This window comes from Mycobacterium sp. E802 (assembly GCF_001666875.1).
Classification (GTDB): domain Bacteria; phylum Actinomycetota; class Actinomycetes; order Mycobacteriales; family Mycobacteriaceae; genus Mycobacterium.
Genome location: NZ_LZJD01000089.1, coordinates 15338 through 38937, shown reverse-complemented (window position 1 = coordinate 38937; position 23600 = coordinate 15338). Strand labels below are relative to the sequence as shown.

Sequence of the window (23600 nt, the reverse complement as noted above, 5' to 3'; positions counted from 1 at the left end):
ACACCCACCGCGCAGCCCAAAACAGCAGGTCAAGCAACTATCAACTGCGAAAATCGGCCAAGGTGTCCAAACTCAGGCCCTAAAGTCGGGTCCGTCGCGCTCGATGCGCGAATCGCCGCTGTGTGCATCCTCGGTCTTTACCGCGGTGTCACTCGGTTTGGGCTCATAGTGCGGCGGCGTCAAGCCCATGCCTCCGAGGATTTCCTCGCACCTGGCCGCTTCAGCAGCCAGCTCGGGGTACGGCGCCACCCACAGCCGCTCGCCCGGCCAACGGGCCCAGAACGCCGACGAGAATGTATATAGACGGGCCCGCTTCTGATATTCCGACTTCTTCGTATACCACGCGGCCACAAAAAATAGGAGTGCACATGTAATGCCGATTATCAGAATGACGGTGATCAAGAAGGGGACCGGCCCCTCAAATTGAGAACGCAGATCGAATTGAGCAGCGGATATCACTGGGAATACCTCCCGGTTGCAGGCTGTCGCTCGCGCTCAGCGGCCGAGTTTAACGCCGCTACTACGGTATCGATCCAATGATGTAACTCAGAAAGCTTGCTTCCCTCAGCGCCGTGTGGGTAGCTCTTCGAATTATCGGAATCTTCAAGAACAAAGATCAAAGCCCAGCACCGTTGCGCTTCCTCGCGCAACGCACTGTAGGGCGCGAAGTTCAGTTGGTCCTGCGGCAAACGCGTGCGGAATTCAGCCGATTCCTTTTCCAACCGTCGACGGTAGGCATTAGGCCGGTTGGTGAAGCACCACCACCAGAGGAACCATCCCACTAGACCAACCAATCCTGCGCCAATCGCGACGGCGCACACGAGGGCGATCAGGTTGGCCAATGCCTCCTCGGGAGTGTCAGGCCAACTACGCCCGGACAGCGGTTCGATTGCCACGGCAAGGGCCAGCATGGCGGCAGTCTACTGGGCTTGTGCGAGACGCACGGGGGCGCAAGGATCACCCTGTGTACTTCTGTCTATGACAATTGAATCGTCGCAATTTGGCCTGCAGGCCACGCAGGGTGTCGTCGCTTCCGTCTGATTGCGTATCACATAGACGAATTCACCCCTAGTTTGTCGACGACTGCGGCCCTCTGCCCTGCGCGATCGCGTAGTTCATCGCGCTGTGCAGCGTGGCGAGCATGTTCTGGTACATGGCTTCCTCACGTTCGACTTGTTGACGAAATTCGGCATGTACGGCGTGGGCCCTTTTTTTCGCCGCCCCCCTTTTCAGGCCAAGGTTCATTCGTTTTTCGCCGACGTATCCGACGAGCTCATTGCATCTGTCAGCTTCGGCGGCCAACTCACCGTAAGGCGCAGTCCAGATGCGATCGCCCGGCCAGCGCGCCCAGAATGCAGATGAGTGGGTATAGAGCTTCGCGAGGGTTCGATACGAACCCCTTCTGCTGTACCAATCGAGCCCGAAGAAGAATGCCGTCCCTCCGATGCCCGCTACTAGTCCGATAATTGCAAATGGAACGGATTCTTCGATGAAAGAGCCAAGGTCGAAGTCGGCACCCATGTCACCTGGACCCTTCCGCAATGGCGGCCTGCGGATCGCGGGCGGTGGCTGTGTTCAAGGCAGCCACTACTAAAGCTATCCAATGCCGCACAGCGGCGATTTCTCTGGCGCGCTCTTCACTATTGCTGGCGATCAACTTTCCCTCCTCGAGCAGGAGAAGGATTAGCCAACACCGTTGCGCTTCCTTGTCCAATTCACCATAGGGCGCACGGCCCAGCTGGTCAGCTGGCCAACGGGCACGGAACTCTGCGGATCGCCGCTCCAAACGCCGCCGATACGACGCTGGCCGGTTCATGTTGAACCACCACCAGAGCCAGCCTGCGGAGGGAAGAACCACCGCCAATAAGAGACATATTGCGATGAATCGAGCCAGTGCTTCTTCTGGAGTGTCCGGCCAGCTACGTGCGGACAGTGAGATAAAAGCGTCCCCCAGAACGAGCATTCCCGCAGTCTAGCTAGGTTGCGTCGAGGGACATACTGCCAAGTGCTCAATTTGACGCACCGACGCCTCTAAACACGCTGTTAGGCTTGCCAAGTCGTGAAAGTGGGGGCGAATGAGCAAGCTGGAGCAGGCCCAGAAGGTCATCGAGGTCGTCTTCGCGGGCAAGGGTGCCTATGAGCACTGGAACGCCAAGGATGAGGAGGACCCGGTCGAGGCGGCGGTAGCCCAGGCCGGACTTGGCGCCGATGTTATCGGCGGCGCGCAGATGATCGGCGAGTACGGCGCTAAAAAGCTATTCAACGTTACCCCAACCGACTTCAGCTCTTACAAGTCAGCGAAGCCAAAGATTCAAGGGTTTGGCACGCCCATCATCGGCGCAGCCCTTCTCGCCATTAACACGATGCAGTTGACGTGCGGCTTCGAAGACCCAGAAACGGGCGACCGTTTCAGGGAGGGCGCCGAGCACTTCAACACGATCTCAGGCAGTTTGAAGAGCGCAACACCTACTGATCTGTGGCATGGCAGGGGATCGGATGCTTACGCCGGCGAGAATGAGCGGCAGCAGGACCGTGCCACGACGATGGCCGAGATCGACTCAGAAGTGCAGAGCATCATTGCCAACCAAGCCGAGCAGATCAAGAAAACACGTATGGTCCTGGACGTCGCGGCGACGTACCTGACCGCCTGCATCCCGGTAGCGATTGTTATCGGGAAGGTCCCGCCGACCGGGCCCGCGAACCAGATGGCATTCGAACTTAGTGCGGTCGGCATAGCGATGCCCCCAGCGTTCGGCGCGGTCACCACGATGCAATACCTGGTCATGGACAACGCGCAGAAATTCCAAGCAGCCGCCAACGCCTACCAGCAGGTCGCAGCTGGCGCCAAGCCGGCAGGAGCGCCGCCAGCATTCATGTCACCACCCAGCGGCAACACAACGTCCACGCCATGGAGCCCGTCCGACGGCACGTCGACAGGTACTGGAGAGGGATCGATCGATGTCTGACGGCATACTCGGAGTCACCGCTCCCTACGTCTTGGAATTGTCTGGCCGCCAACGCGCTGTGGCGGGTTCGATTAAGGTCGGAGCGACCATCACCGAGGGCGTAAGTGAAGCCATGCTGGTGAACCACGGCGTGATCTGTTTGACCAGCATCAGTGCGTTGGCCCGCGCGAACGCGGCCCGCGAGGCTGCGTGCGCCGCGATGGCATCGGTGTCCAACGCCATGTCGCAGAAGCTCAATGCCGCGGCAACGCAGTATCAGAGCACCGATGCTCGATCCGGAGCCGACCTCGGAAAGCAGATGCATCCGCGGTGACCGTGACCGACGGGTATCGGTCGCGCACCGCGATTGGTAGGACTTACATATGACGCCTCACGGTTCGGACGACTGGGACGACGGCGACAACGACAACGGCCTCGACGCTCTCGATTTCGAAACCCCCGCGTTCGATGACGATGGATCCGAACTCGACGCTCTCCCGGAGTACCAAACCACCGCCAACGTCGATCACGGCGCGGAGTTCGACGGGATCTATGACTACTCCGACAGTGAGCCCGAGGAATACGCGAACGATAGTTTCAGTGCTTTCGACGGCGAAACTGATCCTGAGAACGCCGAGCCAGTTCCGGTGGTGCAGGCGATAAACCCTCCAGGCACTGTCACCGTCACGGCGTACCTCAATGGCTCAGTTGCTCGGGTGGATCTGGATCCCACGGTAACCAAGCTGACCGAGGCTCAATTGGCTGATGAGGTCCGGTTCGTGGCCGGCGTGGCCGCCAAGCGCGCGACAGCCGTGATGCACATCGGCGTCGTCAAGATGCTCGTCGAGCAGGGAATGGACCTTCGAGGAGCACGAGACTTCGTCGGCACCAACATGCCCTACGCGACCCCGGAACAGGCCGGTGAGGCCGAACTTGCACTCATCGCGCGCCACTCCGAACAGCACGACTGACCCGCTGGCACGAGGCAACCCAGACCGTTTGCACGAGCATGAGGTAACCGGGTGCGGTGAGCACTGACCTCTATAGATTCGTGCCCGAGACCTGGCCTGGCCTCGGGTAGCATTTTCTGGACTAGTGGTAGAGGGGCCCATGACGGTCGTCGCTGGGATGATGTGTTTTGGCGGTCGCACCGCGCCGTTGGACATTGACATCCGGCGGCGGCGTGACTGTGAGTTCCTCGCGTCTACTTGATGGGGGTGTCTGATGACCGAGATGCGGGTCAACGTCGCAGAACTGCGGGCGGGAAGTTTGGGTTTTAAGGACGCTGCCGACGCGCTCCCAGATGCACCCAGTGCATTCCCGTCGCTTGGTGAGGATCGATTGGCGCAGGCGTTGACGAGTCGCACTAACGAGATCGAAGCGCCGTTGCAGCAGTCTTTGCCAACCACCAGGAATGATGCGCGGACGACTGCCACCAACATCGGCGTGGCAGCCGATCGGTATGAGCAGACCGATCAGCAGGCGCATACCGACCTCAAAGCTCGGTTGGCCGAGTTCGACTCGAAGTTCGGCACCTCAAGCGGGAGCGCCGGCGGCGGGGCGACGGATGCAATGGGCCAGTTCGGTCAGATGATGCAGATGCCGATGCAGATGGCGCAGCAATTGGGTCAAATCCCAATGCAGATGGCTCAGCAGTTGGGGCAGATTCCGCAGACCATCATGCAGGGTGTGCAGCAGATCGGTCAGATGGGCGGCGGACTCGGCCAAGGCGGTGCTACGGGGGCAGAGGGTTCGGGGACCGGTGCCACTGGGCCGAAGTCAGATACTGAGCAGTCCGCCGCCTCGGATGACGAAAATCGCGACGACCGGGATGAGCGCGAGGATCGGGACGAGCAGAAGGATTCGGATGAGCAGCGAGAGGGCGCGGCCGCACCCGACGGTGCGGCGGAGCGAGCTCCGGTAGCCGAATCGCCGGCGGCTCCTGCACCTTCTGGCCCGACGGTAGAGGCTGCGCCCGTCCAGCGGCCGAGGCCGCCGGTTGATCCTTCAGTGTTGTTGTGACCGATTAAGTGCTCTTGACGTGAAGGTTTGGTGATGACGCTTCCTCCCCAGGGTCCGTATGGTTCACAGCCCTCCGAGGGTGGTGGGCCGCAATGGGGTGGACCGCCACCGCAAGGTCCTGGTGCCCAGCAGCCATACGGTGGTGGTCCGGCTGGACATCCGCAGGGTGGCCCGCAGTATGGGCAGCCTGGAGCGCCCTGGCCACAGCAGCCGTGGGTAGGCGGACCTCGGCCGTCGAATACCGGTGGTGGCAAGGGTAAGTGGATCCTGATCGGTCTGGCGCTTGTCGCAGTCATTGCTGTCAGCGTTGTTGGCACTGTGCTCGTTCTCCGGCCCGATTCGGGTGGTGGTAACGGCCAGTCCAACACTGCCAACGGTGCTTCAGAGTTCGCTAGTGCCAACGACACCGGGCCCGCGAACATCATCACCGAAGATCCCACGTGTGAAGCTTGGGGGAAAATATCTGACGGTCTAGAGGTGGCCGCGCCTGGATGGAACGACCAAGATTATTCGGTGCCGGCGACGGAGTGGACGCCGGAACAACGGACGGCATTTGAGAAGAAGAGCGCCGCATTGGCCAGCGCAATCCCGAACGTGAATAACATTGCCAAGCAAACACCTCATCGAGTAATGCGAGAACTATACGGTCAATATATTGCCTACTCGCAAGCGGTGATCGATGCCATTCCGACGTACTCATCGACGGACAAAAATGTCGTTGCGGCATCGAACAGGTTGGCAGGTGCGCTGAATAGAGTATGCGACGCAATATATTTCCGCGCAGCTCAGCAAACAGCACCACTGATCCAATCTGCGTCGGCTCCGACGGATGTTCAGATGTTGGATGGTGATCGCAAGCTGACGACGGAACGGTTTGTCAGTAGTCAAGACGGAATTTGTAATGAATGGGTTTCCTCGGCGGAGCGTTTCGATAGCGATACTGCGCCATGGCGAAAGCTTAATATTAAAGTTTCGGCGACGGAATGGACTCCCGAACAGTCTTCCGTCATGGATTCGGTTGTGCCGATCATGCAAGCCTACGCCGATGATATGGAGCGACTGGGCAGGGAAAGCGGGAATTTAGTATTTGAAGATTTCGCCGTGTTGGCGGCGCAGTATCTTCGCGCGTACACGCAGGGCGTTCCGACTTTCACCCCAAACATCACCTACATGTCGTCGGTGGCGGTTTTAATTTCCAATTCGGTTTATTGGGCGTGCAAGGCGGTGACGTGAAAGCTGTGTCAAGTCCGGCGCCCGTCGAAGGGCCGGTAATAGTCGACGATATTTCGGATTTGCTTGCGTTGTCGGGCGGTAGCGTTGACAAGCCACAAGGTGAGTATGCCGACATTATGACAGGTCCGGGTGCATGGCCGGATTTCGATGAGTCGGTGTTCGATCAGCGTCGAGAGATGCTGAATGGCACGAGATCGGCGGTACGCCAAGCCCTCGCGAGTTGGGATAAGGTCCGTGCGGCCATTTTCAATGGCCTACTGGTATGGGTCGGTGGCGGCGCATCGGCCGCATCTGCGAAAGCCGATCATCACAGCAAAGCAATGGCGGAAATTGAAAAGCAACTTACCGAGGCCATTGATTGGTGCAGTAAGGCGTTTTTAACCACCAGGCTGGCCAAAAAAGCGATCGACGATTACGTCAAGCTTAAGCTTAAAGAAATTAGCGACTTACTTGATAAGGCCGACGAAGAGGGGTCGGACGAAAAAGAGGCTAAAGATGCAGCGCAAAAAATAGCAAAGCAGGCATATCTCGCGAACAAGCAATTTTTGGATAATCTGGCTGACAGTTTGAACGGAAGAACGGAAGTTCCCGAATCCCCGCAGCCAGGAAATCACGCTGCAGTTCCACTCGACAATGGCACCGGAACAGCCGGATCCACGAACTCGGGTGATGCTGCATCCGGACCCGATCGTCCGTCCTCTTCGTCCTCATCCTCATCGTTATTGAAGAACGAGGACGACGGACGGTCACAGTCTGGCAGTGGAGCGTCGACAGATAAGGATGGGTCCCCGGACGCGGGTGAGGGCGGTTTGAGTTCTGCCTTGACTCCGTCCGCTAACTCGCCAGGCGATGGCGCGGGTTCCGGCGGTGGAGCTGAGTCGGCTGATTCCGGTGAGGGCGGTTTGAGTTCCGCCGTGGCGCCGTCCGCTAACTCGCCTGGCGATGGCGCGGGTTCCGGCGGTGGAGCTGAGTCGGCTGATTCCGGCGAGGGTGGTTTGAGTTCTGCGGTCACACCCGTACGGGATGCGCCGGCGACTACCTTCCCGGGCGTAACCCCGCCCAGTCCCGGCACCAAACCACCCACGAGTCCGGTGGCTCCATCTATCCCCGCAGCGCCGAGCGCTTCCGGCCTCGGTGGAGCTGGCGGTGGGTCCAGTGCCTCCAGCGCAGCAAGCAGCCCGTTGAGCAGTGCAGCTTCCGCAGCATCGGGTGCAGGCAGCGGCTTGGATCCGTCAAAGGCAGCAGCAGGTGCCGAGGCGCTCGCCGGTCGTGCGCCGGTGGATCCGCTGCAGCAGTTCTCGCAGGGGCTTGCGGATTCAGCGGGAACCCCGGTTCACAGCGCGTCCGCGGGTGGCAGTGCGCCACCTCCGCTGGCGCCGTCTCCCACGGTGCCTGCCGGCGACACCATGGCCCCAGCCAGCACAGGTGCTGCGTCGACGTCCGTCAGCAGTGCACAGGCTCCTGCGGCGCCAGTGCAGGCCCCGGCATCAGGCGGCGGAATGGGCATGGGCGGCGGAATGCCGATGGGTTCGCCACCGCTGGGTCCGCCGCCGACCGCACCGCCAGCTGCACCGGTCCCGCCACCGGCGGCAGCTGCTCCTCCTCCCGGACCCGCCCAGCCGGCAAACGTCGCCGGTGGCGCCCAGATTGCGCCTATTCCGGTGTCGGCTGCGCGGGCTGAACGCGATGCCGCACAGAACGCGGCGAAGCGGACTTCGGATCCGCTGGTACTGGCGCGCCGGATCGCCGCGGCGCTCAACGCGCCGGACATGCTCAATGTCGAGGACTTCGACTTCTACTGGATCACTGCGTTGACCGCCCAAGGACAGATTGTGGTCGCCAACAACTACGGGTTGGCCTACCTGCCCGCGCAGGTGCGGTTGCCTGAGCAGGTGAAGTTGGTCAGTGCCGATGAGTCGATCCCGGCCAGCGAGCGTGCCTCGTTTGCTATCCATCCGATGGTGGCTGTTCAGCGTTGGGCCCAGCATCACGACACGACGCTGCGGGCTGTGATCGGCGGCGAAGAGCACTTGGCGAACTCCGACGCGGGTGCCCACAAGGTCGTGCTGACCCCGGAAGATATCCCGGCGAAGGGCCAAATGGCGGGCCGGGACCGTTTGCAGGTAATCGCCCCGCAGATCAGCATGCGGTTGGCAGGGTTCAGCGACGCCGACCTGACCAACATCCTGCCGCCGGCGTCGGCCGACACCAGCCCACCCGAAGACCGTCGGACGGCGTTGTGGGAAGCGGTGTGGGAGCCGCTGTGCAGCAGCGCCTCCAACCGCGGGCAGGTGCACTTGCAGGCCTTCTTGGCGTATGCAATCCACGCTCAAGAGTGGGCTGTGTACGAGGCACACGCCGCAACGGACGGACCCGATCAACGCCGCGCCGCCACCGATTTCATCTACTGGCAGCACGTGGGTCAGTTGGTCGCCGACGGACTCGATACCTAGGACGGTTGGTTCAGGTCCGGCGGGACGCGGCAGCGTCGTTGTTGCGGCTGCACTCCGGAATCATCCGGGCAGCAAAAGAAGTGAATGCCGCCACCGCGGTCTGCCCATATGATGATCGCGAGAAATCGATGCTGCGGGTCGCTCGGACGGTAGCGCCGTTCGGTCGAAAATCTTGGTTTCGCCACGGATGCACGCGATCGTACGTCGGCTGCATCGACATAGGGAGGATGAATAGCAGTGGCAGAAGGGGTGGTCGGGTGGTCGTCCGACGAGATGAAAAAGGCGGCCGCGAAAATTACGGCGAATCCGGCGTCCGCATCACCAGTATCCGCACCGGGGCCGCCGGACTCGCTGGAAATCACCGCCGCGGCGATCAACCAACTCATGGCGTCTTCCAGCAGATTGGAATTGACCTTCGCGGCCGCTGACACCGAGGCGGGGCGTATGGCGTCGGCCCTAGTTGCCGCGGCTGACACTTTCGACAAGGTTGTCAGTACGTCGAAGGAAGAATTCGACAAGCAGATGCATGGCGACGGCGCTCGGCCGTCGACACGTTTCGAGACGGTGGTTCCAAGCGGGGTAATGGACGCCGCGCCGGCCCCCGTGGATGTCCCTTACCCTGCCTCGGCAGAAACTGGCGGCTTCGCTAGTTGGCGAGAGTCTGCGAAAAAGATCCACAATGGTGACGGTACGTCGGGGCTGCAGGATTTTATGGACGCGTGGTCCAGAAGTAAAAAGTGGCTCGAGACGTCCCACTTGAACGATTTCGAAGCGCCGAAGGGTGACGGCACTGCCGCCGATGCCTACACGGAGGCGATGAAGCGCCTGCGTGGTTGGTGGGTCGACATGGCCTCAGAGTGTGGGCGAGTGATCGAACAGGCGCAAAATTTCATCGACGCGCACAGGGATCTTGTCAGTGAGCATCCCACAATGGATGATGTCGCAACCTATGAGAAATTGGAACCGGACGGCCTCGTCAACATCATCATAGGCCTCTCGCCCCTGGCATCCGTGGGCAAAGCCGTGGGCAAAGGCGCGCTGAACAAGTATTTTCAGGAGCGGTCCGAGGCGGCGTTGAAGAAATATGCAGATCGCGTCGCTTTCAAAGAAATTAGGCCCGGCATGCCGCCGTCAATTCGCGGGTTGTCGTCGGCCACCCCCGGCGATCAGCCACCAGGCACCAATCCACCAGGTACCAGCCCGCCGGGTGCCGGCGCACCACCGGGAGGCGCAACGCCCGAGATCCCGGAGATGCCGTCGGTGGAGATGCCGTCGATGTCCCCCGCCAGTGCTGATCCGTCTGCTGGGCAAGGGTCGGGCGGTTCACCCAGCGGTGGTGGCGCCCCAAGCGGCGGCGCCCCGTCCGGGGGTGCCCCCTCAGGCGGTATGCCGAGCGGTGGTCTGCCCAAGGGGCCCGAGGGCATGCCGGAGGTGCCTGGTCTCGGGGAGCCCAGCCTGAAGCCGGCCAGCGCCGGCGGGGGTGGCGGTGGGATGGGCGGCGGTGGCGGAGGTATGCCCGCCGGTCCGCTCGGGCCTGCCGTCGGAGCGGACTCGGTGGCGGCGTCACCTGCCGCTGCCCGTGGCGGCGGTGCGCCCGCAGGTGCGCCCGGTAGCGCCGGTGCCGGTGGTATGGGCGGCGGCATGGGTGGTATGGGCGGCGGCCACGGTCAAGGTCAGGGCAAGGAGAAGCGCCGCAATCCGAACCTTTCGGAGGACGAGGATCTCTATAAAGAGGACCGCGCCTACACCGAGGCGGTCATCGGCCGTCGTGCGCGCCCAGAGGCAAAGGACACCAAGAAGTAGCAGGGACGCGCCCGCCGCGATGGCTCGCGTTCAACGGTCAACCATATCGGCTGGTTGGGGTTCAGGGGTTGTCCCCCGAACCCCGCCCGGAAGACCTCGCAGGACTCCCGGCGCCGGGTCCAGAGGTCAAGTCCGGAGACGTGGTGTACGTCGACGCGTGATTCTTCGTGGCGGACAGTCCCGCAGCCTCTACAAGTCTGGACTCATTGGGGGTAGTTCAGTCCCGTCCCGTGAGGCGGGAGCTGAGGTCCACCACCGCGTGCGGCGACGTAGGCCATGGCTTGCTGAACTGTAGTCAATGTGGTCCGGTACCCGGAGATTTGATTGATCAACTCGTCATTGGCGGAGAGCGCGGTCGGGCTAGTGCGCCGCTTTTCGAGAATCGTAATGATCTGCCAGCACCGTGACGCCTCGCTGGCGAGGTCAGCGTACGGTACCTGCCACAACTGGACGTTCTGCCAACGAGACCTGAACTCGGCCGATTCTTGAAAGAGTCGCTGCTCGTGTTCATCCTGTGGTCCATGGCCACCGAGCTTGTCGAGAATCCATGGCCCGACGATCACCAGGAAGAACAAGAACGCAAAAATGCTGAAGAGTATGCCCGCATAAATGCCGAGGAGAAGCAGCCATTCGCCTGGCGTGGTCGGAGGGTGTCTCAATCGATCCTCGCTACGGTCAACTTACAGCCGATGGAGTGCGGTTCCGTCTGGCAATCGCACCGTTCTGGGGACTGCCCGGGGCGGGCATACCAGTGGACTGGATGTTGGTCGGCGTCCAACGCGAGCATCGTCACCATGTTTGACGCTAGCTTACAGTTGCTCAGGCTGGACGGGAGGAACGGCAACGACGCCGCGGTCAGTCGCATCGTGCCTGGGAAAGAGGGACCGCGCAGGCAACTTGATTCGGGTCGAGGTCGGGTGAGGTGTCGCCAGGAGAGGGCAGAAATGGTGCATCGACCGGATTGGGAGCGTTGTTAGGCTAGCCGGGTTGGGAATTGGAGGGGTTGTCTTGGCTATCAAAGAGGCGATCGAAGTTGTCTTCGCGGGCAAAGGTTGGTTCGACCACATCCAAGGAGCCACGGATGAGAAGGCCAATGTCGTAGACCAGGTGCTGGCGGGCGCCGGGCTTGGCGCGGACGCCCTCGGTACGGCTCAGATGGTGCCGACTATGGCGGCGAAGCTCTACCCCAAGGTGGCACCGGTAGTGGAGGGGGCGTTCCCCAAGGCCGCGTCCTTTGCGTCGAAAGCTATCCCCAAGGTAGCCGCTCTCGAGACCCCAATAATCGGATCCACGCTGCTTGCAATTAATGCTCTTTCCCTGACCTTGGGCATTGGTGATCCCGAAACTGGCCACCGCTTCGAACAGGGGGCAAGCAAGTTCAAGGGCGTACGCGACACGCTGGAATCCGCAACACCGACTGGCCAGTGGGTGGGGGACGGATCTGAGGCCTATCGTCGGCAGAACGAACGACAGCAGATCCGCGCCGAGCACATGCGTTCAACCGATGGCAAACTAAAAAGCGTTATCGCCAGCCAGGCCGATCAGGTCCTCATGGCAAGGCGAGTTCTCGACGGTGCGGCCACGGCGCTTACCGCGTGTATCCCGGCCGCGATCTCACTTGGTTTGACTCCGGTTCCCCCAGTGGGCGTGCCCGCTCAGCTTTCCTTCGAAACCACCGTGTCGAACATCGCCCTGGTTACCTGCGGGGCAGCCCTGCAGATGTTGAATGCCGCAGTTCTTAAGAACGCCATGGACATAACGATGGCAAGTGGGGACTACGCCAAAGACCCGCACGCGGCGGCATCAGGAGCTAAGTCGGGTTATCTGCGCGTCGCCACCGGGCACGTCCGAGAATTGTCTTCTGCGCAGGGGCAAGCGAGAGGTCAGATTCAAGCCGCCTCAACCATAACCAACGGTGTCAGTGCGTCGATGTTCGCAAACCATGGTGTTGCCTGTTCGGCGGCTAACACAGCAGTCGCTATGGCGGACAGTCGCCGTGGCAGTGCATGTTCAGAAATGGCGACTGCGTCCGAACGTCTTTCCGACAAGCTGGGCATTGCCGCAGACCGTTACGACGGTGTTGATGCAGCGATGAGCGGTCGACTCGGTAAACAGATGCACCCCCGGTGATGCTGACGATTTATGCGCCGCGCTTCGGCTGCAAATGCAATTCACAAAAGGACATGACTGCAAACGATGACTGGCATTTACGACGAGTCCGATAGCGGCCACGACTTGGACGCGCTGGATTTCGGCGAGTCCCAAATCGTTGACGTTCCATCTGATCTCGATGTCTTAGCTGAGGTATACACGCCGGAGGAGACGGGCCCTGACCGCGCTGGGTGCGACGACACCCAGTTGGACGCGATACCGGACAGTGTGCCCGTTCCGGAGCAGGATGACTGGGATGCGCTCAGCGGTCCCGAGGAGGCCGACGAGGAAGTTGTTCCGGTCATCCAAGCGATGAATACGCCGGGCACCGTGGCGTGCGCCGTCTTCCTTAGCGGGACGATCTCTCATGTCAGCTTGGATTCAAGCGTATCTTCGCTCGACGAAGCGCAACTCGCTGAGGAAATCCGAGTTGTCGCTGACGTTGCCACCAAGAAGGCGTCAGCACTCCTCCATATCAATGTGGTGGAAACGTTCGTTGAACAAGGGTGGAACTTGCGAGAAGCTCGCGAATTTGTCGAGAAAAACGCACCGTTCACCACTCCTCAGCAGGCTTACGAAGCCGAACTCGCACTCTGTGCGCGGCATTCCGAACACCGGGAGTGAACCGACCGTAAGTCGAGGAAAAGCGCCGCAACGCGCTCGCGGAGGACGAGGACCTCTACGTCGAGGACCGCGACTACACCGAAGCGTTCATCGGTCGCCGCGCGCGCACGAATGCCAAGGACGGCAAGTAGTCAAGCGTCCGTGGACGAGGGCGAGTTTCGTTGGGCACTAGCCTGGTCAATTTCCGCCGAATGCGAGCCACACAAATCAGCCCGCCTCGCCAGGGCGAGACGGGCTCCTGAGTTAGGACATTTGGCTTAGTGCCCCGGTTCGGGGATATTGAGGCTGGCCAGAATTTCTTGCTGAGCCTCGGGGACTTCAGGCGGGAAGGTCTCGGTGGTCCCGTTGATGGCGATGGTCGCCGAGCGCAGCGGCCGCAGTTGCTTGACGACGTTGGCGATGGCCAGGCCGGTGCGTTCCTGGATGTTGTGGGCCACGGCCAGGGCGGTGACGACGATTCGTGAGGTGGGCTTCGATGGTGGCGTCGCGGGTGCGGTGGAACATCGGCCGGGCACGAAGGTCGCTCTTGGACATGCGAAATGACCGCTCCACTCGCCACAGCTCGTGGTAGTGGGCAATGACCTCGCCGGCGGGCATGACCGTGGCAGGCACGTTGGTGACGTATCCCTTCAAGCCCACCAGCGATTGCGCGCGGGCCAGGGCCGCTTCGTCAAGGACGCGGTCTCCGGCGGCGGTCTTGACGAATCGGGTGGATTTGGCGGCACGTTCACCGTTGATCACCGCCCGCGCGCGGGCTTCTTGGGCGTAAAGCGTTTTCTGGTCGCGTCGTGCGCGTTTGGACATGCGAAATGACCGCTCCACTCGCCACAGCTCGTGGTAGTGGGCAATGACCTCGCCGGCGGGCATGACCGTGGCAGGCACGTTGGTGACGTATCCCTTCAAGCCCACCAGCGATTGCGCGCGGGCCAGGGCCGCTTCGTCAAGGACGCGGTCTCCGGCGGCGGTCTTGACGAATCGGGTGGATTTGGCGGCACGTTCACCGTTGATCACCGCCCGCGCGCGGGCTTCTTGGGCGTAAAGCGTTTTCTGGTCGCGTCGTGCGCGTTTGGCTGAGTACGCCCAGACCGCCCGCCACGCCCCCGCGTCACTGTCGGGTTCCCAGACCGGCTCGGCACGCTTGGTCGTGTCGTTGACCGTGCTGTTGGCGTGCCGAGGGGTGACGGTGTCGATGATCTGCCCATCGGTGAACACATCGCCGTGCCAATGGAAATGCGACTCCAGATCGCCGGGCGCTTTGGTCATCCGCGAGCCGACGATGAACCTCAATCCGGCCTCGTCAAGGGCGGTGAGGTTGGTCGCCGAGAGCATGCCGGCATCGGCGGCGATGACCATCGGGGTGTCACCGAGTTCGTGGCGTTCGGCGAACGCCGTGACGACCGGGATCAGTGTGGTGGTTTCGGCGGTGTTGCCTTCGAAACAGCCTATCTCCAAAGGGAATCCGCTGCGGTCGACCAACAGTCCGACAACGATTTGAGGGTCGACACGACGCTCCTTGGAGTACCCGACCTTGCGTAGGTCGTCTTCGTTCTCGGCCTCGAAATACAACGTGGTGACGTCATAGAGCAGAAGGCTCAACCCGCCCCGGTCCGCGGCGTGGGTAAAGCATTTCGCTGCGATCTGCTCGCGATATCGGTTGCTCTTGGCTTTGCCGAGGTGACGTTGAATTGTCCTGTACGACACCGCTTCTACACCGAGATCGGTGAGCAGCCGGGCAGCGTCGGCCTTGCTGGTGGGCTCGACGATCCGGGCGATCACCAGGTCCCGGAACACCGCGCCGGCGACGACGTCGAAGCCCAGCCAGTCATACACCGCGCCGAGCACGTCGTAGAGAAGACGCGAATGTGTGGCCGCGGTACGTCCGGCCGGCACCGGAGCACCCTTGGGTACACCTGGCGACACGGACAAAGTGCCCGAGCGCCAGTCGGCGACGCCATTGATGGACTGGGTCCGAGCGGGCACTTCGATATCGAGGACGCCTTGATCCTCGGCCGCGACCCGGCGGGCCTGCTCGAGCAGAATCCCCAGCTGGGCATCGGTGTGCGCCGAACCCACATGCGCCAGGATCGTCCGCTGACCTCGATGTTTCCGCACGACCTGCACCGCCACCGCGCCCGAAGCCGTGCGCACCTTCCGCGCGTACGCCACCGCCCGAAACTACCCCCTTAGTGCCCCAATCGGGGCACTAAGCCCAGCGAACCCGCAGGTCAGCGGGCTACAGTTCCAAAAATCGGCCGACGATGACCTAAGTCAGGTCGGAAGGAGCGAGATCTGTTCACCGGGGGCGCATCTGGCCGTTGAGGTTACCGCTCTCATGGTTATCGGTCGTCTCGTAGTCCGTGGCTGCGGTTCGGAGTTTGACGGAAAGGTCGGTTGAGATTAGGTGCATCTTCTCGGCCGCTTCGCGGCGTGCGGCTTCGGCGGACCGCAGCGCCATCGCGGTTGCAGAGCACACCAGGCCATGCGTCTGGAAGACGTGGGCTGACGCGCCATCGGGCGCGGATTTGGCCCTCTCGATTCTGTCCGCAGCCTGCTGCTGGACGTCGCCAGTGGCGCGTATCTGCCCGGATACCGTCAACTTTGGTTGTGTCATGACCGATGCCTCACGTAGTTCAGGTCGGGAGTAGGTGCCTTACGCCGGTCCGAAGCCGCCGCCCGGGATCTGTGCAGACGAACTCAATGTCTCGTAGTCGCTCGCGATCTTTCTGATCTGATCGGCATTCTGGTTTGCCTCGTAGACCGTGTTCTCGATTCGGTCCATCGCGTACGGCACAGTTGCCAACACTGACGTAATCTCAAATGCTGTCGACAAAGCGGGACCTACCACCGGGGTGAATTTTAATAGGATCGCCGGTGCAACGCATAAGGCTAATGCGGTCTGGCGTTTTGAAACGAAGTCACGGGCGCTGCCAACCTGCGAGGCTTCTGTGGCAAGGACCTTTTGAATTGCGGTGTCATAACTGCTCATGTTGCTTGCGCGGTCTTGCTGCTCGGTGGTCCTGGACCCATAGGCATCTGATGATGTGCCTTCCCAATCACCGGGTGGGGCCGCGGCGCCTAGCGTGTGATAAGCGGCAAAAAATTGCTGGGCGCCCCTGGTGAACCGTTCACCGTCCTCTGGACGGCCGAATCCGAGGGTATTGCTGGCCACGGTCAGTGCGATGAGACCGCCGTTGATGATTGGGGTACTTGCCGCAGCGGCATATTTAGCGGGGCCGAACGATGCCACGCTTTGCATGATTCCGGTGAAGTCACTAGCAATGCCCGCCATGCCCCACGGCACACTGGACCCCATGCCATTGGCATGGTCGACAACGCCAGCGGCGTAGTTACCGTCCATGTACAACGCATTTAAGACGTTCCAGTTTCCCATAGTTCCATCCGCTGACGAGGCCCGGGACTGCGTCTAGCCCGAGTGATTATCGTGTTTAGCCTCAGTAATTTTAACTCTCCGGACCAAGCCTCGGACGCACAAAACAGGCGGATAAGGCTGTGTCAGCGGGCTTCAGACTCTGTCTGCATGGCCTGTAGTCGTTCGACCGCCCGTCCGTCGGTGAGCTCGCTTCGTTGGGCGGGATTGCGCCAGTAGAACTTGACGAACTCGATCAGAGCAGCGCCGTTGGGGGTATAGGTGCCCGGCGAGTCCATGACCAATCTCGAACCGTCCTGCATGGTGATAACCATGGGTGTCCAGATACGCTCTTCGCTGGGCAGCTTGTTGCTCACCTCGATGATGTCGTCCCACCGGCCCGCGTTCAGCGAACCTAGATTCGGAAATTCGAACTCCTCGGGAGTGAGAAGAAGATAGCTCGAACCGCCTTGCTTCTTAGTGACGAGCCAGAACCACCCAGCTAGCAGGCCGGTGACGCCGAAGGCGATGGGGAAGACTTCTCCGACCCCGTCAGGCAGCGGTAGATACAGCCAGCCAGTGATCCATGCGACGAGCATGGCTACCATTGAGAGTGCCGCAACGCCGAGAAATCGCTGATAGCTCGTCTCGATGCGAATATCCGGGCGCAACAGAATTCCCGACTCGTCGCACGCAGTCTGGATCTTCGCATTTTTCGATGCTGCAACCTGGGCAGCTAAGAGCATCCAGGCAATGCCGAGTCCTCCCGCGATTACTGCTGTGATGAACGCCCAATGTCTGATCGCCACGATTACCCAGACTCCACACGCCGCAGTGAGTATGAGGGCAAGCGTGATCCCGAATCTTCTACTGAAGTTTTCCATTTCCCCTCATGGGACTCGGTGAGCCTCAGCCCAACTGGGGCCCATCTGCGGTCAACTCGGCAACCATCGCATCCAGCCGTTCACGGTCGGCTTCGATCGAGGTCGTCGCGGCGGCCGTGGCCTTTTGAATGGCCTCGTTGAGACGTTGTTCGACGGTCTGGGCGCCCAACCGCAACAAGCCATCTTTGATGTACACGTCGATCAGATGGTGGTGACCGTTGAGCGTCACCTCGACGCTTTGGGCTTCGTCTGTCGCGGTGAACGTTTCGGTGTTCATCTTGTGCAGTTGGTCGTCCATCAGGGACTGCAGCTGTTGCGCCTGGCGCAGGACCGCGGCGACCTGCGGGTGCATCTCGTCTGCCATGACTATTCCTCCCGACCTTTCTGGGTCCCCTCGCCCAGGAAGCTTGATGTCATTGCTCCAGCGCCATCTGGTAACGGCTCTCTTCACGTGGATTGATCAACGTGATCGGCAGCTGGCGATGCCGTGGTGTGTCAATGAAGTTGGGCCGCATGATCACTCGGCCCACGCCTTGATGTGGTCCGAGGTAGGTCGTGGCATTGGGCCAGGCGACGCGGGGCACACGTCCGACGCGGCCGTTGATCATGGTGGCGAATTCGCGCATTTGCGGTCCGAGGGTCACCACCGCGCCCGAGGCCGCCGAGCGGATGACGAACTGGGTGAACAGCCGGGCATCGCCGAGGTTGATGCTGACGTCGACGTTGTCGAACGGCATGTACACCGGGTAACGGTCGGAGGTTTCACCGACGAGCACGCCGGCCGAGCCGATCGGCAGGTCGTAATGCTTGTCGGTCACCGGGCTGATGCCTTGCAGCGCCGCGCGCTGACCGCCATACAGGCACGAAAAGCCGCGTGGCGTGGTCGGGTTGGACAAGGTGGTGAGCAGCACGGTGCTGGTCGGGGCCATCCCGGGGCACAGTCGCACGCGGGTGGTGGTGTGATCGGCGCGGGCCGACCACCATGCATCCGGACCGCCCGGCGCGATGTAGGCCGCGGTGAACGTGCTGCGGCCCTTGATCACCGACCAGGTTTCCTTCTCGAAGCTGATCTCGGTGGCCTTGTCGTAGTCGTCGAAGCTGCGTGCGCAGCGTGCGTCGATTCCGTTGCTGGCCAATTGATCTGCGATCCGGGTGGTCGAGGCCACGAGATACCGGGCCAGCCCGGACACTCCGCTGTCGCGGCGATGAGCCGAGCGTTGCGTCTTCTCCGGATTGGCGCGCAACACGATCCAGGTGCGCCGGTTCGACGGTGCCGGATACGGACCGACCACCTGCTCGTAGAGCGCCACCAGGCTGGCCGGCGCCGTCTTGCCCACGCGATAACCGGCCGAGACCACATCGGCTTCCAGATCGGGACAGTGTGCCTCGATCAGGTTCTCGACGAGCTTGGTGCTGACGGTGTCATCGGACACGGCACTGCCGTTGACGATCACCGTCGGGGTGAAAGGCCTTGGCACCAACTCGATCACGGCCACCAGGTAGTCGCCCTGCCAACGCACGGCGACGTGATCACCGGGCATCACCGTGGCGCCGACCGCCGGCTCCGACGCCACGTCGGGCGTGCTGCGGTGCCTGCGTCGCCACGAGAAGACCGCCTTGACCCAGCCGGTGAGCCGCCGTCCGCGGATGGTCAGCACCGAGAAGATCGCGATCAGCACGGACAGCGTGATGCCGAGCCACAGCAGCTTGAAGTGCAGGCACAGCGCAATGCACGCCGGGATCAGCGTGGCCGCCCAGATGGCGTGACCCGTGGTGAAGCGGAAACCGAACTGCCGCAGGAAGTTCATTGGCGGCGCCGCAACGCGCGTCGGGTCATGGCTGCGATCCCGAGGATCAGCACCAGCGTGGCGCCGGCGACCACCACACCGGTGATCGGGCCACGGTCTGGCGGCGGAATGTACACGGGCGGGGGAACTTCCTTGACCCGGAACGGAGCCTTCTTCGGCCCGTCGGGCACCTCCCACGTCAGGGCGGCCACCGGATCGACCACACCGGCACCGACGTAGTTGTCGACGCCGCCGCCGGGGTGGCGGGCGGTGGCGGTGATCCGGTTGATCACCTGGGCCGGGGTCAGATCCGGGAAGCGCTGCTTGACCAGCGCGGCCAGACCGGAGACGAACGCCGCGGAGAACGACGTGCCGTTGAGCGGCACCGGGCCGTCCTCACCGGGGGTGGCGTTGACCGGCTGGCCCTCGTAACCCAGAGCGACGAGGTTCTCGCCGGGGGCGGCTGCGCCCACCCAGGGGCCCGACATCGAGAAGTTGCTCGGCTGACCGTTCTGGCCGATGCTGCCGACGGTGAGCACCAGCGGGTCGTACCAGGCCGGGCTGACGATGGTTTGCACACCCTTCCAGCCACGCGCATCGGCCGGGACCGCCGGATCCGGCGGCGGGTTCTGGGTGCAGTCCTGACCGGTGTTGCCGGCGGCCACGATGATCACCGCGCCCTTGACGTTGACGGCGTAGTTGATGGCCGCGCCGAGGCTGGACTCGTCGATACGGCGGGTCACCTTGTAGCAGGCGGCCTCACTGATGTTGATCACCTGAGCGCCGAGGTTGGCCGCGTGAACCACCGAGCGCGCGAGGCTGCGAATCGAACCTGCCGTCTGGGTGGTGTTCGGGTCATTGGGGTCCTGGCGGGAACCCTTGGGCTGGAAGGCCACCGACGTCTGGCGCAGCGAGATCAGTCGCGCATCCGGGGCGACACCGACGAATCCGTCGGTGGGTGCGGGACGTCCGGCGATGATCGACGCGGTCAGCGTCCCGTGGGCGTCACAGTCGGACATTCCGTTGCCGCCGGCGTCGACGAAGTCGCCTCCCGGCTCGGCCGGGACGCGGGGAGAACCGTTGACCCCGGTGTCGATCACGGCGACAGTTACCCCGGCGCCGGTTGCGAACTTCTGCGCCTCGGCCAACTTCAGGTAGTCGGCCGCCCACGGCTTGTCGGCGAAGTTCGAGTTCGGCATGACCGTGGGGGCGGCGCAGATCTTGCGCTGCTCCATCGGCTGGTCGGGGCCGGTCTCATCAGGCGGAACGGCCCCGGCATCGATCGCCGGCGGGTCGATCGCCCACGCGGGCGGTGCACTGAAAAACGCCAGCAGAACTGCCAGCAGCATCACGGCTAAGCGCTGCACGCCTCACACTCCCCCAATGACATCGGACATGTCTGCAGTGTGCTGGTGCACTTTCAGCAAACAACGCCCGGTCCGCTCTAAAATGAATCGTCTCACGTCAAGCCGACCCGCGATTTGCACGCAGGCAATCATAAGGGTGTCTAGGTGAGCCTGATAACGCTTTGTGCTTGCAGTGAGCGTTGCGCCGGGCAAGTCGAATGCGTTGCAGGACGAACAGTCGGAGCAGACCTCGGTGGCGAGAACGATCGATGGATGTTTCATCTAAGGGCTGTCGACTGGCCCAATGCAATGGGATATCACTTACCCATGACGCCTCACGGTTCGGACGGATGGGACGACGCCGACGACGACAACGGGCTCGATGCGTTCGACTTCGCTGCGCCGGTATCCGACGATGCATCCGGACTCGACGTCCTAGACGATTACACGCCGCACGCCAATGACTCCGTCAGCGGTGACAACAGTGTTTTGGATGCGGTCTACGACCACTCCGGTGGCTACGAGGTCGATGACGTGGAGGACGACGGGTTCGGCGCCATCGATGGCCAAGGCCAGCCCGAAGACGAAGAGCAGATTCCGGTGGTTCAGGTAACCAACCCGCCAGGCACCGTTACTGTCACTGCCTACCTCAACGGTTCAGTTGCCCAGGTCGACTTGGATCCTGCGGCAACGCGGCTGACCGAAGCCCAGTTGGCCGACGAAATCCGGTTCGTGGCTGGGGTGGCTGCCAAACGCGCAACGGCGGTAACGCATGTCGTGACGGTGAACATGCTCGTCGAGCAAGGAATGGACTTCCGCGAAGCTCGGGATTTCGTGGGGACAAACATGCCGTTCGCGACCCCGGAGCAGGCGGGCGAGGCCGACCGCGCGCTTATCGCGCGCCACAGCAACCAGTAACTCTCGCGGCTTCTGCGGAACCTCTGCTGGCGCCAGCGCTACGCGTCCAAGTCCTGTTCCACCAACCCCGCCACACTGGCCAACACGTCAGCGTGTTCGGATTCCACGGTCACGTGCGCACCGCAACCCGCCCCCAACGTCATGATCATCAGGGCCGAGCCGGCGTCGACAGGTTCCCCGCCGTCCAGGGACAAAGTCACCGGCACACCGGCATTGACCACCGCCTCAGCGATGAGCGCAGCCGGACGAGCGTGCAGCCCGATGGCCGATCCGACGGTGACGGTCTTGCTGGGCATACCCCTCCTCGACGTAACTGCCCCGGCCGCTGCGGGCACAGCAAACGCATTTGTAACCTGTGTCACATGCCTTCGACAACTCCGGCCGCTCCGCCGACGGTTCTGCGGGGCGTGCCGGTGGTCGTCGGGGTGCGGTATGCGCCGGTGATCCGGCCGCGACGGGTTCCAACCCATGAGGCACAGACAAATGTGGCGGAGGAGGCCCGGCCGGCCGAGGCCGCCCGCTTCACCGTCGCCGCAGGCATCGTGGCCGCCCGGTTCCGGGCACGGGCGACGCAAGCCGCAGACATGGCGGCGCAAATACTGACCGCACAGGCCACATTGGCGCAGGACCGGGCCTGGCTCGCCGCCGTCGACAAGCGGATCACCGCCGGGGCGCCCGCCGTCCGCGCGGCCACCGACGCCACCGCGGAGTTCACCGAGATGTTCACCAAACTCGGCGGGGTGATGGCCGAACGGGTCGCGGATCTGAACGACATCCGCGACCGCGTCGTCGCCGAACTGTGCGGCGAATCAGAACCCGTTGTGCCCCAGCCAGATACACCGTCCATCCTGCTCGCCGAGGATCTGGCCCCGGCCGACGCCGCCACGCTCGACCCGGCCCTGGTGCTCGGTGTGGCCACCACTGGGGGTGGGCCGACGGGCCACACCGCGATCATCGCCCGCGAGCTCGGCATCCCGTGTGTGGTGGCGGTTGACGGGCTCGACGTGGTGCCCGAGGGTGCGATGGTGGCGCTCGACGGCACCGCCGGCACCGTCACCATGAACCCCGACCCGGCGCAGGTGCGAACGAGCGCTGAAGACGCCAGAACATGGACAGGGCCCGCCACCACGGCGGACGGGCACCGGGTCCCGTTGTTGGCCAACGTGCAAGGGCCGACGAGCGCAACAACACACGCCGAAGGCGTCGGCCTGTTCCGCACCGAGCTGTGCTTCCTCAACCGGGACAGCGAGCCGACCGTCGACGAGCAGGCGAAGGTCTACGGCGAAGTGCTCGAGGCCTTCGCCGGACACACCGTCGTCATCCGCACCCTCGACGCAGGCTCGGACAAGCCGCTCACATTCGCACATCACAAAGATGAACCCAATCCGGCCCTGGGCGTGCGTGGCATCCGAACAGCCCACGGCAATCCCGGCCTGCTGGACCGTCAGCTAAAAGCGATCGCCGCCGCGGCCGAGGCCGCCAAAACCCGGCCGGGGGTGATGGCACCCATGATCGCCACCGCAGCCGAGGCCAAACACTTTGCCGCCCAGGCGCGCTCATATGGACTCAGCCCAGGCGTGATGATCGAGGTGCCAGCCGCCGCACTGCAGGCCGACAAGATCCTCGAGCACGTCGACTTCCTGTCGATCGGCACCAACGATCTGGCGCAGTACACGATGGCCGCCGACCGGATGTCGGCAGAGCTGGCTGCCCTCACCGACCCGTGGCAGCCCGCAGTCCTGTCCTTGGTGGCGCTGGCCGCAAGCGCCGGGGCCGCGGTGGCCAAGCCGGTCGGGGTGTGTGGGGAGGCGGCGGCCGATCCGCTGCTGGCCGCGGTGCTCGTGGGCCTGGGCGTGACGTCCCTGTCGATGGCGCCGGCCGCGATCCCCGCGGTGGGGGCCGAACTTGCGCAACTGACGCACCGGCAATGTCGGGCCGCGGCCCAAGCCGCGATGGCCACCGGTAGCGCCGCCGAGGCCCGCGACGCGGCCCGCCGGACACTGCAACGGGAATAATCGGACCGCGGTCCGGTTATAGCTGACATCACCCCACATATCAGGAGGTAGG

Annotated in this window: 24 protein-coding genes; 11 read left to right on the top strand and 13 right to left on the bottom strand. The window is 62.7% G+C overall.

The features are described 5' to 3' along the window. Positions 1-72: 72 nt before the first annotated feature. From A5699_RS13880 to A5699_RS29140, 4 genes are all read right to left on the bottom strand, one after another. Entirely contained in the window at positions 73-459 is a 387-nt protein-coding gene (locus tag A5699_RS13880) for a hypothetical protein (protein WP_067770157.1), read from the bottom strand. Further along, entirely contained in the window at positions 456-911 is a 456-nt protein-coding gene (locus A5699_RS29145) for a hypothetical protein (protein WP_157561245.1), read from the bottom strand. The genes A5699_RS13880 and A5699_RS29145 overlap by 4 nt, the downstream gene beginning before the upstream one ends. 157 nt (positions 912-1068) lie before the next feature. Further along, a complete protein-coding gene (locus A5699_RS13875; RefSeq protein ID WP_067770155.1) occupies positions 1069-1521 on the bottom strand; it encodes a hypothetical protein in 453 nt (150 codons plus the stop codon). A 1-nt stretch (position 1522) separates the two neighbouring features. Then, the gene (locus A5699_RS29140) at positions 1523-1963 is read right to left on the bottom strand and encodes a hypothetical protein (protein ID WP_157561244.1); all 441 of its coding nucleotides are present in this window, start codon (positions 1961-1963) and stop codon (positions 1523-1525) included. 112 nt (positions 1964-2075) lie between these two features. Between A5699_RS29140 and A5699_RS13870 the strand changes: the two genes are divergently transcribed. From A5699_RS13870 to A5699_RS13840, 7 genes are all read left to right on the top strand, one after another. Then, positions 2076-2966: an EspA/EspE family type VII secretion system effector gene (locus A5699_RS13870; RefSeq protein WP_067770153.1), complete on the top strand. Its 891-nt coding sequence runs from the start codon at positions 2076-2078 to the stop codon at positions 2964-2966. Further along, a complete protein-coding gene (locus tag A5699_RS13865; protein WP_067770151.1) occupies positions 2959-3279 on the top strand; it encodes a type VII secretion target in 321 nt (106 codons plus the stop codon). Before A5699_RS13870 ends, A5699_RS13865 begins: the two co-directional genes overlap by 8 nt. A gap of 49 nt (positions 3280-3328) precedes the next feature. Beyond that, positions 3329-3916, top strand: coding sequence for a hypothetical protein (locus tag A5699_RS13860; protein ID WP_067770149.1), 588 nt, complete (start codon positions 3329-3331; stop codon positions 3914-3916). 253 nt (positions 3917-4169) lie between these two features. Continuing rightward, on the top strand, positions 4170-4967 hold the full coding sequence (locus A5699_RS13855; RefSeq protein ID WP_067770147.1) for a type VII secretion target: 798 nt from the start codon (positions 4170-4172) through the stop codon (positions 4965-4967). 477 nt (positions 4968-5444) lie between these two features. After that, on the top strand, positions 5445-6200 hold the full coding sequence (locus tag A5699_RS29135; RefSeq protein ID WP_157561243.1) for a hypothetical protein: 756 nt from the start codon (positions 5445-5447) through the stop codon (positions 6198-6200). Beyond that, positions 6197-8653, top strand: coding sequence for a hypothetical protein (locus A5699_RS29930; protein WP_231965715.1), 2457 nt, complete (start codon positions 6197-6199; stop codon positions 8651-8653). The genes A5699_RS29135 and A5699_RS29930 overlap by 4 nt, the downstream gene beginning before the upstream one ends. A 237-nt stretch (positions 8654-8890) precedes the next feature. Beyond that, entirely contained in the window at positions 8891-10456 is a 1566-nt protein-coding gene (locus A5699_RS13840) for a hypothetical protein (RefSeq protein ID WP_157561242.1), read from the top strand. A gap of 203 nt (positions 10457-10659) precedes the next feature. On the opposite strand, the gene A5699_RS13835 is transcribed toward A5699_RS13840, so the two are convergent. Continuing rightward, positions 10660-11115 (bottom strand): hypothetical protein, encoded by a 456-nt coding sequence (locus A5699_RS13835; protein ID WP_067770139.1) that lies wholly within the window; start codon positions 11113-11115, stop codon positions 10660-10662. A 349-nt stretch (positions 11116-11464) separates the two neighbouring features. On the opposite strand from A5699_RS13835, the gene A5699_RS28530 reads away from it, so the two are divergent. Both A5699_RS28530 and A5699_RS13825 read left to right on the top strand, forming a co-directional pair. Then, positions 11465-12586 (top strand): EspA/EspE family type VII secretion system effector, encoded by a 1122-nt coding sequence (locus A5699_RS28530; RefSeq protein WP_157561241.1) that lies wholly within the window; start codon positions 11465-11467, stop codon positions 12584-12586. A gap of 66 nt (positions 12587-12652) precedes the next feature. Beyond that, the gene (locus A5699_RS13825; RefSeq protein WP_082957705.1) at positions 12653-13231 is read left to right on the top strand and encodes a hypothetical protein; all 579 of its coding nucleotides are present in this window, start codon (positions 12653-12655) and stop codon (positions 13229-13231) included. Between the two features lie 318 nt (positions 13232-13549). On the opposite strand, the gene A5699_RS13820 is transcribed toward A5699_RS13825, so the two are convergent. From A5699_RS13820 to mycP, 7 genes are all read right to left on the bottom strand, one after another. Continuing rightward, on the bottom strand, positions 13550-15397 hold the full coding sequence (locus A5699_RS13820; protein ID WP_197508290.1) for an IS1634 family transposase: 1848 nt from the start codon (positions 15395-15397) through the stop codon (positions 13550-13552). 127 nt (positions 15398-15524) lie between these two features. Then, the gene (locus A5699_RS29920) at positions 15525-15842 is read right to left on the bottom strand and encodes an ESX-1 secretion-associated protein (protein WP_231965714.1); all 318 of its coding nucleotides are present in this window, start codon (positions 15840-15842) and stop codon (positions 15525-15527) included. A gap of 39 nt (positions 15843-15881) precedes the next feature. Then, complete coding sequence (locus tag A5699_RS13815) at positions 15882-16622, bottom strand: EspA/EspE family type VII secretion system effector (RefSeq protein WP_231965713.1); 741 nt, start codon at positions 16620-16622, stop codon at positions 15882-15884. Between the two features lie 122 nt (positions 16623-16744). Next, positions 16745-17407 carry a hypothetical protein gene (locus A5699_RS13810; protein WP_157561240.1) on the bottom strand — a complete coding sequence of 221 codons (663 nt, stop codon included), beginning with the start codon at positions 17405-17407 and terminating at the stop codon, positions 16745-16747. A gap of 100 nt (positions 17408-17507) precedes the next feature. Beyond that, positions 17508-17846, bottom strand: coding sequence for a YbaB/EbfC family nucleoid-associated protein (locus A5699_RS13805; RefSeq protein WP_067770135.1), 339 nt, complete (start codon positions 17844-17846; stop codon positions 17508-17510). Positions 17847-17895: 49 nt separating this feature from the next. Beyond that, entirely contained in the window at positions 17896-19290 is a 1395-nt protein-coding gene (gene eccE, locus A5699_RS13800; protein WP_067770132.1) for a type VII secretion protein EccE, read from the bottom strand. Continuing rightward, entirely contained in the window at positions 19287-20636 is a 1350-nt protein-coding gene (gene mycP / locus A5699_RS13795) for a type VII secretion-associated serine protease mycosin (protein ID WP_067770130.1), read from the bottom strand. Before mycP ends, eccE begins: the two co-directional genes overlap by 4 nt. Positions 20637-20942: 306 nt before the next feature. Here mycP and A5699_RS13790 point away from each other — a divergent pair, with 306 nt between their 5' ends. Further along, on the top strand, positions 20943-21533 hold the full coding sequence (locus A5699_RS13790; protein ID WP_157561239.1) for a hypothetical protein: 591 nt from the start codon (positions 20943-20945) through the stop codon (positions 21531-21533). Positions 21534-21571: 38 nt separating this feature from the next. Here the strand turns inward: A5699_RS13790 and A5699_RS13785 are convergent, their stop codons facing one another. Next, on the bottom strand, positions 21572-21829 hold the full coding sequence (locus A5699_RS13785) for an HPr family phosphocarrier protein (RefSeq protein ID WP_067770128.1): 258 nt from the start codon (positions 21827-21829) through the stop codon (positions 21572-21574). 66 nt (positions 21830-21895) lie between these two features. Between A5699_RS13785 and A5699_RS13780 the strand changes: the two genes are divergently transcribed. Then, the gene (locus A5699_RS13780) at positions 21896-23548 is read left to right on the top strand and encodes a putative PEP-binding protein (RefSeq protein ID WP_067770126.1); all 1653 of its coding nucleotides are present in this window, start codon (positions 21896-21898) and stop codon (positions 23546-23548) included. Positions 23549-23600 lie beyond the last annotated feature (52 nt).

Coding starts and splice junctions, on each gene's coding strand:
- A5699_RS29145 (WP_157561245.1), bottom strand. CDS start 911: ATGCTGGCCCTTGCCGTGGCAATCGAACCGCTGTCCGGGCGTAGTTGG.
- A5699_RS13875 (WP_067770155.1), bottom strand. CDS start 1,521: ATGGGTGCCGACTTCGACCTTGGCTCTTTCATCGAAGAATCCGTTCCA.
- A5699_RS29140 (WP_157561244.1), bottom strand. CDS start 1,963: ATGCTCGTTCTGGGGGACGCTTTTATCTCACTGTCCGCACGTAGCTGG.
- A5699_RS13870 (WP_067770153.1), top strand. CDS start 2,076: ATGAGCAAGCTGGAGCAGGCCCAGAAGGTCATCGAGGTCGTCTTCGCG.
- A5699_RS13865 (WP_067770151.1), top strand. CDS start 2,959: ATGTCTGACGGCATACTCGGAGTCACCGCTCCCTACGTCTTGGAATTG.
- A5699_RS13860 (WP_067770149.1), top strand. CDS start 3,329: ATGACGCCTCACGGTTCGGACGACTGGGACGACGGCGACAACGACAAC.
- A5699_RS13855 (WP_067770147.1), top strand. CDS start 4,170: ATGACCGAGATGCGGGTCAACGTCGCAGAACTGCGGGCGGGAAGTTTG.
- A5699_RS13825 (WP_082957705.1), top strand. CDS start 12,653: ATGACTGGCATTTACGACGAGTCCGATAGCGGCCACGACTTGGACGCG.
- A5699_RS29920 (WP_231965714.1), bottom strand. CDS start 15,842: ATGACACAACCAAAGTTGACGGTATCCGGGCAGATACGCGCCACTGGC.
- A5699_RS13815 (WP_231965713.1), bottom strand. CDS start 16,622: ATGGGAAACTGGAACGTCTTAAATGCGTTGTACATGGACGGTAACTAC.
- A5699_RS13805 (WP_067770135.1), bottom strand. CDS start 17,846: ATGGCAGACGAGATGCACCCGCAGGTCGCCGCGGTCCTGCGCCAGGCG.
- eccE (WP_067770132.1), bottom strand. CDS start 19,290: ATGAACTTCCTGCGGCAGTTCGGTTTCCGCTTCACCACGGGTCACGCC.
- A5699_RS13790 (WP_157561239.1), top strand. CDS start 20,943: ATGACGCCTCACGGTTCGGACGGATGGGACGACGCCGACGACGACAAC.
- A5699_RS13785 (WP_067770128.1), bottom strand. CDS start 21,829: ATGCCCAGCAAGACCGTCACCGTCGGATCGGCCATCGGGCTGCACGCT.
- A5699_RS13780 (WP_067770126.1), top strand. CDS start 21,896: ATGCCTTCGACAACTCCGGCCGCTCCGCCGACGGTTCTGCGGGGCGTG.